Source organism: Ferrovibrio terrae, from assembly GCF_943372915.1.
In the GTDB taxonomy this organism is placed as follows: Bacteria; Pseudomonadota; Alphaproteobacteria; order Ferrovibrionales; family Ferrovibrionaceae; genus Ferrovibrio; species Ferrovibrio terrae_A.
The window spans coordinates 46,789-58,020 of sequence record NZ_CALSAN010000027.1 but is presented as its reverse complement, the minus strand read 5'-3'; the positions used below and the strand labels follow the sequence as shown (position 1 = coordinate 58,020).

At 63.3% G+C, this 11,232-nt stretch carries 13 protein-coding genes; 6 read left to right on the top strand and 7 right to left on the bottom strand.

Annotated features, from left to right (window positions below):
- Positions 1–557: hypothetical protein (locus AAG821_RS17050; RefSeq protein WP_341916355.1), on the bottom strand; the 557-nt coding region annotated here is incomplete at its 3' end.
- 131 nt (positions 558–688) lie between these two features.
- Here AAG821_RS17050 and AAG821_RS17045 point away from each other — a divergent pair.
- Together AAG821_RS17045 and AAG821_RS17040 are read left to right on the top strand one after the other, a co-directional pair.
- Positions 689–1,231: a hydrolase gene (locus tag AAG821_RS17045; protein WP_341911732.1), complete on the top strand. Its 543-nt coding sequence runs from the start codon at positions 689–691 to the stop codon at positions 1,229–1,231.
- A gap of 16 nt (positions 1,232–1,247) precedes the next feature.
- Entirely contained in the window at positions 1,248–1,946 is a 699-nt protein-coding gene (locus tag AAG821_RS17040) for an alpha/beta hydrolase (RefSeq protein ID WP_341911730.1), read from the top strand.
- Positions 1,947–1,970: 24 nt separating this feature from the next.
- On the opposite strand, the gene AAG821_RS17035 is transcribed toward AAG821_RS17040, so the two are convergent.
- Together AAG821_RS17035 and parE are read right to left on the bottom strand one after the other, a co-directional pair.
- Positions 1,971–3,170 (bottom strand): GGDEF domain-containing protein, encoded by a 1,200-nt coding sequence (locus AAG821_RS17035; RefSeq protein ID WP_341911728.1) that lies wholly within the window; start codon positions 3,168–3,170, stop codon positions 1,971–1,973.
- A gap of 4 nt (positions 3,171–3,174) precedes the next feature.
- Positions 3,175–5,145: a DNA topoisomerase IV subunit B gene (gene parE, locus AAG821_RS17030; protein ID WP_341911726.1), complete on the bottom strand. Its 1,971-nt coding sequence runs from the start codon at positions 5,143–5,145 to the stop codon at positions 3,175–3,177.
- Positions 5,146–5,248: 103 nt separating this feature from the next.
- On the opposite strand from parE, the gene AAG821_RS17025 reads away from it, so the two are divergent.
- From AAG821_RS17025 to AAG821_RS17015, 3 genes are all read left to right on the top strand, one after another.
- Positions 5,249–5,647, top strand: a complete 399-nt coding sequence (locus AAG821_RS17025; RefSeq protein ID WP_341911725.1) for an acyl-CoA thioesterase — start codon at positions 5,249–5,251, stop codon at positions 5,645–5,647.
- A gap of 13 nt (positions 5,648–5,660) precedes the next feature.
- The gene (locus AAG821_RS17020) at positions 5,661–6,155 is read left to right on the top strand and encodes a hypothetical protein (RefSeq protein ID WP_341911722.1); all 495 of its coding nucleotides are present in this window, start codon (positions 5,661–5,663) and stop codon (positions 6,153–6,155) included.
- A gap of 118 nt (positions 6,156–6,273) precedes the next feature.
- Positions 6,274–6,510: a hypothetical protein gene (locus AAG821_RS17015; protein WP_341911720.1), complete on the top strand. Its 237-nt coding sequence runs from the start codon at positions 6,274–6,276 to the stop codon at positions 6,508–6,510.
- Between the two features lie 48 nt (positions 6,511–6,558).
- On the opposite strand, the gene AAG821_RS17010 is transcribed toward AAG821_RS17015, so the two are convergent.
- Together AAG821_RS17010 and AAG821_RS17005 are read right to left on the bottom strand one after the other, a co-directional pair.
- On the bottom strand, positions 6,559–7,497 hold the full coding sequence (locus AAG821_RS17010) for a transglutaminase family protein (protein ID WP_341911719.1): 939 nt from the start codon (positions 7,495–7,497) through the stop codon (positions 6,559–6,561).
- Position 7,498: 1 nt separating this feature from the next.
- Positions 7,499–7,846: a hypothetical protein gene (locus AAG821_RS17005; protein WP_341911716.1), complete on the bottom strand. Its 348-nt coding sequence runs from the start codon at positions 7,844–7,846 to the stop codon at positions 7,499–7,501.
- Between the two features lie 258 nt (positions 7,847–8,104).
- On the opposite strand from AAG821_RS17005, the gene AAG821_RS17000 reads away from it, so the two are divergent.
- On the top strand, positions 8,105–8,551 hold the full coding sequence (locus tag AAG821_RS17000) for a DUF6455 family protein (RefSeq protein ID WP_341911714.1): 447 nt from the start codon (positions 8,105–8,107) through the stop codon (positions 8,549–8,551).
- A gap of 58 nt (positions 8,552–8,609) precedes the next feature.
- Here the strand turns inward: AAG821_RS17000 and AAG821_RS16995 are convergent, their stop codons facing one another.
- Positions 8,610–9,932, bottom strand: a complete 1,323-nt coding sequence (locus AAG821_RS16995; RefSeq protein ID WP_341911712.1) for an ATP-binding protein — start codon at positions 9,930–9,932, stop codon at positions 8,610–8,612.
- A 6-nt stretch (positions 9,933–9,938) separates the two neighbouring features.
- Positions 9,939–10,793 (bottom strand): substrate-binding domain-containing protein, encoded by an 855-nt coding sequence (locus AAG821_RS16990; protein WP_341911710.1) that lies wholly within the window; start codon positions 10,791–10,793, stop codon positions 9,939–9,941.
- Positions 10,794–11,232 lie beyond the last annotated feature (439 nt).

Genomic DNA, 11,232 nt, shown 5'->3' with positions numbered 1-11,232 from the left:
ATCGGAAGCTGCGCCAGGGGGCGCTCAACCGCCGGCAGCGACCAGACGACGGCGGCAAGCACTAGATAGAACAGGGCCTGGATGCCGAGTGTGATACCGGACAAAATCTGGGAGAAGCGGGTGCCCGGCTTCACCTCACGGAGCATGCTGTGGACCCGCAGTACGGACAGCAGCACAAAGCTGCCCAGCAAGGTCACGATGCGCAGGCGCGAATTGTTTTCAGCGCTGAAGTATATGAGCGCAATCGCCGTCACGACGAAGATCGCCGTCCCAAGGCGATAGGGCAGGCGCCGGCCGAAAAAGGCCTCGATGCCCCACCAGGTCAGGATAAAACCGCCGAGCAGGAAAAGGTTGGCAACGACCTGTGCGCTCGATGGCAGCATGGCGCTGCGCAGATAAATGCCAAGCATCCCAATCGAGATTGCCGTGGCGCCGGCAGCCCAGAGGGAAAGGCCTCGCATGCCGCGGTGAATCAGCCACAACGCGACAAGGATGCCGGTTTCAAGGCACGTTACGAGAACCGTTATGAAGCTGACTGTTGGTGTATCGAGATGCATGAAATCGGCAACGCTTGGACAGCCGATTTTGCACCGGGTGGTTGCGAAAAAGCAACTCCGAGCGACCCATGCAGTGGTATTTGGCGCAACGGCGCTATATCTTCCAAATTTGACCAACCCAGATGCTGCATATGCTGCTGTCCGCCAAAGAATCCCTGCTGCTGGTTATTGATATTCAGGATCGCCTGCTGCCGGTGATGCATGAGGGCGAGCGCGTTGTGCGGCAGACCGGAATTCTGCTGCAGGCTGCAGCAAGATTGCAGATTCCCGTTCTGCTGACAGAGCAGTATCCGAAGGGCCTGGGGGCAACGGTACCGGAGATCCGCGCGGCAGCGGGCGACAGCGCGGCACTGGAAAAACTGCACTTTTCCGCCTGGAGTGAGCCGTCCGTGCGCGAGCACATTGCCCGTGTCGACTGTCCTCAGGTGGTGATTGCCGGTATCGAGGCGCATGTCTGCGTGCTGCAGACAGCGCTTGAGTTGGCCGGTGCTGGCCACAAGGTTATGGTGGTCACCGATGCCATTTCATCGCGGCATCCGGACAGTGCCGCCGTGGCCAAGGATCGCATGATGGCGGCGGGGATCGGGCTGGCCACCACCGAAATGTGCCTGTTCGAATGGCTTGGCAGTGCCGCGCATCCTGAGTTCAAGACCCTGTCACGCTTGATCAAGTGAGTTGAAAGGATTTTCCATGCGCGAGCCGCTGGTGCTCATTCCCGGCCTGCTGCTGACCGACGATTTCTGGCGCGAGCAGATCGCTCGCCTGTCTGACGTGGCGCAATGCATCTCGCCACGCTGCCATTACGACCAGGATAACTTCGGCGATATGGCCCGGTTGATCCTGGCCGAGGTGCCGGATCGGTTCGCGCTCTGTGGCCTGTCCATGGGCGGCTATGTTGCCCAGGAGATCATGCGCCAGGCACCGCAGCGGGTGACCCGCATCGCGCTGATGGATACGTCGTCGCGGGCCGATACGCCGGAACAGACCGAGCGCCGCAGCGCGCTGATCCGCCTCAGTCAGATCGGACGCTTCAAGGGCGTGACACCTCAGTTGCTGCCCTTGCTGCTGCATCCGGACAACCAGACCAACAAGGCATTGGTCGATCGTATCATGGCGATGGCAGAGGCCATCGGCCGCGACGGTTTCATCAAGCAGCAGACCGCAATCATCAACCGGCCCGATGGCCGCCCCGACCTGAAGCACTACAAAGTCCCGGCCCTGGTGATGTGCGGCCGTCAGGACGCGCTCACGCCGCTGGAACTGCATGACGAGATGGCATCCCTGATTCCCAACGCAGTGCAGGTGGTGCTGGAACATTGCGGCCACCTGCCGCCGATGGAACTGCCCAATGAAACCGCCACAGCGCTGCGGCAGTGGCTCGCCGCCTGACGGCGGAAATCAGAGGCTCGCAGCTTAGACCGTTAATTCCGGTGACAGCTCGCTGTAGGCCGCAATCTCGATGCGGTTGCGGCCATCGGCCTTGGCGCGATAGAGCGCCACCTGTGCCTGCTGTGTGATCTCGTTCCAGTCGTCGCTATGCAGGCCCAATGCGGCCAGGCCAAAGCTGGCGGTCAGCGAGACAACGCCCTTGCCGACATCAATGGCAGCCGCGGCAATTTCAAGCCGCAACCGCTCCGCCAGCTGTTGTGCGCCACCCAGTCGTGTGCTCGGCAGCAGCAGACAGAAGGTGGTGCCATCGAGGCGGGCGAGATAATCCTCGCGCCGCATGTTGCGCGTCACGATCTCGGCGATACGGCGCAGCACGATATCGCCGGCACTGAAACCATATTCGCTGTTCACCGTGTCGAAATGGTCGAGATCGAACACCACCACGGACAGGCCATAACCGTGCCGCTTGGCGCGTGAGATTTCCTTGGCGCCGAGATCGTCGATCAGGCCGCGGTTGATCAGGCCGGTGAGGGGGTCGGTCTGGGCGCTGACCTGCAGGCGCTGCTGCAGGCGCTGGTTCAGCATCAGGATGCAGGCAGCGGTGACCAGGAGCGATGCGATGGAGGGGAGCAGGAAAATACCCGCCCCCAGCGGGCCGCCGCCGAAATCGCTCTGTTGCAATGCTCCAGTCAGCGCGGCAATCGCACGTAGCAGATAGAGCACGCCCAGCGCACCGGCCAGCATGCCGATGAAGGCCTGGGTCTGCACCAGGGCCGCCTCGATACGGAACAGCATGGTCCAGGCAATCAGGCTGCAGGCGATACATGCCATGGCGGCAATGAGGGCAGCGCGCATGACCAGATTGGGATCAACCAGCAGGAACCAGGAGAAGGCTGCGAGATAGACGACAAACAGGATGGCGGTGCTGCGATAGGGCGCCGGGCGGTATTTGAACCGCATGAAACCGATCCACTGCAGCAGATAGCCAAGCGCGAACATGGCATTGCCGAACAAGGCCACATAGGGCTCATTCTGCGGCGTGCGCAGCATCAGCACCGCGACGCCGACGGCAAACAGCACATTGCTGAGTGCCCAGTGGGCCGGGCCTTCCTCGCGCGGATGCACCACGCTGACGCCGACCATGACGAGGACATTGACGCCCATAAGCGCCAACGTCACCAGGGCGATAATCGGCAGGTTGGTAACCCCGATTACGCCCTGCATGGCATTACACGTCGATATCGGTGGCGAAGGCGGCGCGCTCCTGGATGAACTGGAAGCGCATTTCCGGTTTGCGGCCCATCAGGCGCTCGACCAGATCTTCCGACTCTTTCACCTCTTCCACAGGCACCTGAACCCGCAGCAGCACGCGGTTGGCGCGCGTCATCGTGGTTTCCTTCAGCTGGCTGGGCGGCATTTCGCCCAGGCCCTTGAAGCGGCTGATTTCGACCTTCCGGGTACCGAAATGCTCCTTGATCAGCCTGTCCTTGTCGGCATCGTCCATGGCGTAGAAGGTCTTGCCGCCGGCACTCAGGCGATAGAGCGGCGGCTGCGCCAGATACAGATGGCCGTGTTCGATCAGCTTCGGCATCTCGCGGAAGAAGAAGGTCATCAGCAGTGATGCGATATGCGCGCCGTCGACATCGGCATCGGTCATGATGATGACCTTGTCGTAGCGCAGATCCTCGTCGCGATACTTGCTGCCGATCCCGCAGCCGAGCGCCTGGATCAAATCGGCCAGCTCCTGGTTGGCGGCCAGCTTGCCCGAACCGGCAGAGGCCACGTTCAGGATCTTGCCGCGCAGCGGCAGCACGGCCTGGGTGCGGCGATCGCGTGCCTGCTTGGCCGAGCCACCTGCCGAGTCACCCTCGACGATAAAGATTTCCGAGCCGTTCGCGGCTTCATCGGCGCAGTCGGCCAGTTTGCCGGGCAGGCGCAGCTTGCGCGTCGCCGACTTGCGGCTGACATCTTTTTCCGCACGACGGCGCAGGCGGTCTTCGGCGCGCTCGATCAGGCGGGCCAGCAGCGCATTGGCATGCTGCGGCGCGCCGGAGAGCCAGTGGTCGAAGTGATCCTTGATCGCGGTCTCGACCAGCTTCTGCGCTTCCACGGTGACCAGCTTGTCCTTGGTCTGGCCCTGGAATTGCGGATCCTTGATGAACAGCGACAGCATCGCCGCGCCGGCACCCAAGATGTCGTCGGCGGTGATCTGCGCCGCCTTCTTGTTGTTGGTCAGCTCGGCGTAATCTTTCAGGCCGCGCAGCAGGGCCGAGCGGAAGCCGGCTTCATGGGTGCCGCCTTCCGGTGTCGTCACCGTGTTGCAGTAGGACTGCAGCCAGCCTTCGTCGATATCCTGCGGCCAGTGGATCGCCCATTCCACCTTGCCACGCTCGCCCGCCAGCTCGGCGCGGCCGGCGAATGGCGTCGGCGTCACGGTCTGCTGGCCTTCCAGCTGCTCGCTCAGATAATCCTGCAGGCCGCCGGGGAAATGCAGCACCGCTTCGGCCGGCGTCACTTCCTCGCTGCCCTTCAGCAGCTCGGGCGCGCAGGCCCAGATGATCTTTACGCCCGGATAGAGATAGGCCTTGGACCGCGCCATCTTGAAGATGCGTGATGGGCGGAAATGCGCGCCCTTGCCGAAAATCTGCTCATCGGGATGGAAAATGACGGCGGTGCCACGACGGTTCGGCGCCGCACCAACTTTCACCAGCTTGCCCTGCGGCGCGCCGCGCGAATATTCCTGCCGCCACAGTTCCTTGTCGCGCGCCACCTCGACCGTCAGGCGGTCCGACAACGCATTCACAACGGAAATGCCGACGCCATGCAGGCCGCCGGCGGTGGAATAGACCTTGGACGAGAACTTGCCGCCCGAATGCAGCGTGGTGAGGATCACCTCCAGCGCCGACTTGTCCTTGAACTTGGGGTGCCGGTCGATCGGGATGCCGCGGCCGTTATCGGTCACCTTCAGGCTGCCATCGGCCTGCAGGGTCACCTCGATGCGATCGGCATGACCGGCGACGGCCTCGTCCATCGAGTTGTCGAGCACCTCGGCGAACAGGTGGTGCAGCGCCCGCTCGTCGGTGCCGCCGATATACATGCCGGGACGACGGCGCACCGGCTCCAGGCCTTCGAGAACCTCGATGTCCTTGGCGGTGTAATCGCTGCCGCCCTTGCTTCCCTGCTGGAACAAGTCGTTCATTCTATTCACAGATTCGGATTAAGGGGTGACTCGTATTTGCGCCGCAGTATAGTAGGCCGCTGCTGGGAAACAACCAACATCTGGTAGGAATATAGAGGCTCGAATGGCAGGCGACTCGACAGAGACCACGGTAGACCGCGGAGAACCGGTGATTCGCTCGGCGCCGATGCCGGCCGATATGAACGGCAACGGCGATATCTTTGGCGGCTGGGTGCTCAGCCAGATGGACATCGCCGGCGGGATTATCGCGGCCCGCCGCGCGCAAGGCCGTGTCGTCACCGTGGCGGTGGATGCGATGACCTTCCACCAGCCGATCAAGGTGGGCGACATCGTCTCGATCTATGGCCGCGTCATCCGGGTCGGCCGCAGCTCGATGGCGGTGAAGATGGAAACCATCGTCGCCCGCCGGCTCGATCCCACCGAGATCAAGGTGACCGAAGGGGTCTACACCTATGTCGCCATCGACGAGCATGGTCGGCCGCGCCCGGTGCCCGTCCCGTGACCCCGTTTGCATCATGACCAAAGGTGACAAAAGGCATTATGCCGCCGACGAGATCGTCGCCCCGGCTCTGATCGCGCTGAAAGCCTGGTATGACGACGCCAGAGGTCGGCGCCCGATGGCGGGCTTTGCCGATCTGCCGCAAGGGCCAGCGCTGGGCGCAGCCCTGCCGGGACCGACGGACCTCGCCATCGTCGAGGTGTCTGGCGATGGCCGCTATCCCTATCTGGCGATGGGCGAGAATTACCGCCGCACGGCCGCGCTCACAGCCGGGCCCGATGGCGTGACCATCGAGACACGCCCGGTGGTGCGTCAGCATTTCGATCTCGCGATGGCCCAGCGCGGTGCTTTTCATGTCAGCGTCACGCGCTGGGACGGGCCGAAAATCCTGCAATACGACCGCCTGGTGCTGCCGCTCGATGACGGCGCGGCAAGCCATAGCGATGGTGGCGGTATGGTGACCCATCTCCTGGTCGGCGAGGTATTCCTGCGCATTGCCAAGCCTGGCTGAGTTCACGCCGTCGCGCCTCGCTATCGATTCCAAGATGGCGTTGGCTTGATCCATCGCAAAGTATGGCAGTGCCATAAGCGTAGTCTCCAAGTTGCCCAAACGGGCAAAGGAGACAGCGATGTCGACAGCCACGCAGACCGGCGGCCTGGTCGGATGGTTCAGGCAATACGGGAACCGGGTTGCGGCCGAGCGCGAAAGGCAGGCGCAGGATGGCCCGGAGCGCGGCCGCTTCGCCCAGGAACTGACGATGAGCGGCGGTTGTGCCGAATTCGACTGCCTGTTGGCCCGCGCCAGTCTCGACAGCCTGCTCGCGCGCGCTATCAACCTGAACGGCCCGCCGGGGCGCGATCGATAGCGCGTCTTCGGCCTGAGCAGTCGTCGACATCGCGCCGAATTTCTGCCCTCACTGCCCGCGGATCACCCCGCGTTGTGCGATGGCGGCCGAAACGGTCACCCCCACATGCATGCCGATATAGTCGTTGCTGGCGCCGGTGAAGCTGCCTTCCACCGGCGGCAATTCGGCAATGCCACGCGCCACCGCCACCGGAATCAGATTGGCGCCGCCATAGCTGCGATGGGTGGGATCAAACGCCACCCAGCCGGCGCCGGGCAGATAGATATCCACCCAGGCATGGGTGGCACCGGGCGCCGGGCCGGCGGCTTCCGACTTGGTGGCGTCATGTGGCGACGATGGCAAGCTCAGGCCGGGATCGAGATCGGGCAGGTAGATGTAGCCCGAGACCAGCCGTGCACCGAAGCCGAGCCAGCGGGCGGCTTCCGCCAGCAGCATGGCGAAGTCGCGACACGAGCCCCAGCCGCGCTGCAGGGTTTCCAGCGGCGTCTGCGTGCCGTGATCGGTGCGGCTCTGATAGGACATCGTATTGCCGATGCCGGCATTCAGATCGCGCAGCAGCGCCAGCGTGCCGGTGGGCTTGCTGGCGATGAAGCCCTGTATCCAGGCCTGCAGGCGGCCCTGCGGATCGGCATATTGCGGCAGCGCCAGATGGCCCAGGTTGTTCCACTCGGCATCGTCGTAGCGGAAGGGGTAGTCCATGGCATGGGCGGCAATATTCAGGATCGGTGCGGCAAAGGCCTGGTTGTCGACGCGGATGTCACTGTCGATCACCAGGCTGTCGGCCGGCCACAGCGGCAGGGCGCGGGCGACGCTGTTGCCATAGACATCCTGGCTCCAGCTGAACAGGCTGGGCGGCGTGGTCGACATCGTAAAGGACAGCAATCTCAGGTCCGGGCTTTCGCGCGGACGCAGCATCAGGCGATGCGGCCCGAGATCGACCGGCCGGTTGTAGAGATAGATGGTGCGGTGGCGGATCTGCAGCAGCATGTCATGCCTTGCTGCCGGCCGGCCTGACACCGGGGCGCTCGACACCCGGCCGCTCGATGTCAGGCAGTGCAGCGCCTGAACGGTCGATTGGCATGCGGCCATCGGCGATCAGCGCCAGCGTGAGGTCTTCGGGATCGATGGTGACGGCCTGGCGCGTGGCCGATGCCGTGGCGATGGCGGGCAGATGCAGCTGCGTGCCGGTGCGATGCCAGGCGGGGAAGGAGAGACTGTCCAGCCGCTCTTCCTCGGTCACCACCAGATAGGTGCCCGGCGGCAGCCGCTCGTCCAAGCCTTTGATCTGAAAGGCATGGTTGAAGGTGACGGTGGTTTCCGTGCTGCGGGCAGACATGGGCGTGGCTTTCAAGAGCGCAGAGGCTTTCAAGGGCGCAAACGACACCACAGCATGGCGGCGCTGCGCCATGGCGGGCGTGGTCTGGTTGTCAGGAGTCGTCGAACTCCAGTGTCTGCCTTGCACCGGGGCACCGCAAGACTATTCGGCAGGCCGGATTATTGCCGGTATTTGGGCATCCTTTGATCCAGAACAAAGCATCAGCCGGCCGCTGGCCTAGGCTGGAATCGACATTCAGCCGGCAAAGGAGGCTGCGCCATGACCGCCCAGAGCCAGATTTCCGACCATAATCTGCATGACCGCGACCTGATCGGCCGTATGGCCGCGTGGTTCCGCGACTGTTTCCACCGCCTGGCGGAGGAGCGTGAATGGCAGGGCCTGGACCGCCCGGAGCGCGGCCGCATCGCGCAGGATCTTGGCATGGGCAGCGCCGATCTGGGCGCCGTGATTGCCAGCAGCGGCGGCAGCGCCGAACTGGACGAACTGCTGGCACGGACCGGCCTGCGCAACACCGCGGCGATGCGCGGCGGGCTGCATGACATGCAGCGGCTTTGCGGCCAGTGCCACGCGCGCAGCGACTGCCGCGACTGGCTCAGCGTTCCGGCCGAGGCACGCGACGATGCGGTGCTGCCGTATTTCTGCCCCAACCGCGACGAGCTGAACATGCTGCGCGAAATGCAAACGGGCTGCTGCGCGCAGAAATAATGTTTAAGGCATGTGCGCCGCTGCTGGCGGTGTGCGTCAGGACAAGTAGCCGCCCTGATTAAGCGGTCGGCCCGTTCTGCGCACTGCTGCCCGGCGGGAGTCCGCCGACTGGCAACAGCACGGTTACTGTGGTGCCCACGCCGGGTTGGCTTTCCAGGGTCAGGCTGCCGCCCTGCAGTTCGGCGAATTTGCGCGAAATCGGCAAGCCGAGACCAGTACCTTCGAAACGCCGTGCTAGGGTATTGCTGATCTGTCGGAAGGGCTCAAAGGCAATGGCGATCTCGGCGGGGGTCATGCCGATGCCGGTATCGCTCACGCGGATTTTCAGCAAGTCAGGTTCGGTGCGGGCGACGTGCAGCGTCACGCTGCCGCCACGCGGGGTGAACTTGACGGCATTGGATAGCAGGTTGAGTGCGATCTGCTTCGTGCGGGTAGGGTCGACTGTGCCCATCTCCTCGCCTGGCGGCAGGTCGAGATTGGCGACAAGAGCAACCCCCTGCTTCTGCGCGCGCAGTTCGGTCAGGCGCAGGCAGGTTTCAAAAATCTCGGTGAGGTCGCAGTATTCGCCGGCCACCGTGGCTTGACCAGCCTCGACCTTCGCAAGATCGAGGATGTCGTTGATGACACTGAGCAGGTGCCGGCCGCTGGTGTTGATATCGGCGGCATAGGAAGCGTAGACCTCGGATAGCGGCCCCATCAGCTGCTGCTGCATCAGATCAGAAAATCCGATCACAGCATTGAGCGGCGTACGCAGTTCGTGGCTCATATTGGCGAGGAATTCGGATTTGCTGCGATTAGCGCTCTCGGCGCTGCGGCGCTGAAATTCCGCCGCCTGACGTGCCGCATCGGTTTCGGCATACTGTCGGTTCAGTTCATCGGCCGCACGGCGCAACGCCGTTGTGGCGAGGTGAATGCTACCGAAGGCCGACAGGCCAAGCACTAACCCCAGCAGTCCAAGCATAAGGGTGCGCTGCAGCAGCGGGTGCATGCTGCTTTCGACCGCCACGCTGCCCACTATTTCTGCGCCGGCGATCGCCGGTACCACAGTCCGTATAAGAGGTCTGGACTGTTCAGGCCCGATCGTAACGACCGGCATGCCGCTATTATCATAAACATAGCGGCGTGCCGCTGCTTCATCGTCGGCGAACACTTCGACGATCTCGCCGACGCGATGGTTGCTGTAGCGCCAAGTCTCGCCTTGAACATAGGCGTAGCGCGCAATCTGCCTCGCGGTGAACTCTGCGGCGAGGCTCTGCAGCTTGACCTGATCGAAATAGGCGATGGTGCCGTAACCGGCGGGAATAGCCACAGCGACGAGAATTCCGATCCAAACAGCGATGCGCCGCAGGATGTGTTCGATTCTGTCATCGGCCATTGGCATGACAGTTCAGGGCGCGACTTCGGCACCAAAGGCGCGGACCAATCTACGTCCGGCAGGCGTGGCTATATAGGTGGCTGTGCGACGCACAGCCGGTGTGGCATCGCGCGCGACCAGCAGGCAGACCTTGAGGGGCATTGGATAGCTGCCATCAGCAATTGTTTGGGGCGCCGGCATCACGCCATCGAGCGAGAGTGGTGTCAGGTTGAGCTTTTCGGCGCGCACCTGCAGCAAGGTGGTGATCGCGAATGAGTCGGCGGTACGCTGGGCCAGAACGGCATTCTCCTGGTCGGTCGAGCCGACTGGTATGCCGGTGCGGCGATAGGCGGCGACAAAGGCCTCCTCCAGCGCAGGGAAGCGTTTTATCAGGTAGGGTACTTCGGAACCGGTGCGCGACCGCAGGATCACCTTCAGCGGGCGGCCATCGGGAAATTTCGGATTCGCCTCGCGGTAAAGTGCTGGCAGGTCTATCGTTTTGATGTCGAAGCTTTCGCTGCGCGAGGTAGCGAAGATCAGCGCGGTGTTGAGGCAGGCAGCGGTTTCGATACCGCCACTGGTCTCGTCCGGGCTGGCCGGACGGGTGGCGATTGCGACATCGATTGCTTTCGCTGCCAGCGCATTGATGCCGCCGGCGGTGCCAAGGCTTGGCAAGATCTGCACCTGAATTTCCGGCGCGGTTCTCTCAATCTGGTCACCGACCGCGCGCATCAGGGCCAGACCCATACCGGTGCCCCCGACGCGCACCGGCATTGTCTGTGCTGCCTCGGCGCGACGTGCATCAGCCGCATGCGACGGCATAGCGGCGGCCAGAAGCAATATCGCGGTGAGGGTAATCTGAAGACGGTTAAAGTTCAGAATGAACATGGCCGTAGTCGCCTGCATCTATCTGGCTGTTTGCTTAGCAGTGCAGATGTAGTGTTGCTGCTTATTTTTCGATTATCCGCCCTGATTGTTGCGAGCTTCAGGACGGCAACCGGCACAACCCTGCCAGCCCACGCCCTGTCAGCGTATATCCTGGCGTGTGCCACACCGTCGGGCGATGCGGACGGGCAATTGCGGGGGGTTGGCCCGTAGCCCTTAGCCCGTGGCCCGGCAGGCGCAAGGCCGTCCGGCGGCCCGCCTGGCGTCTGAGACGATGTAAGTCGCGGAACCGGCTGCCTTTGCCGGCTCGCAGTTGACGGATGCGGCATTGCGGCCTATACCCCGCCCCAGCAGGGCCGGCGCAGGATGATCGCCATTCCCTGATCGGCCCTGTGTCTGCCCCGCCATGGTTTGCGTGGGCGACTGCTGGGTGGGCCGCTGC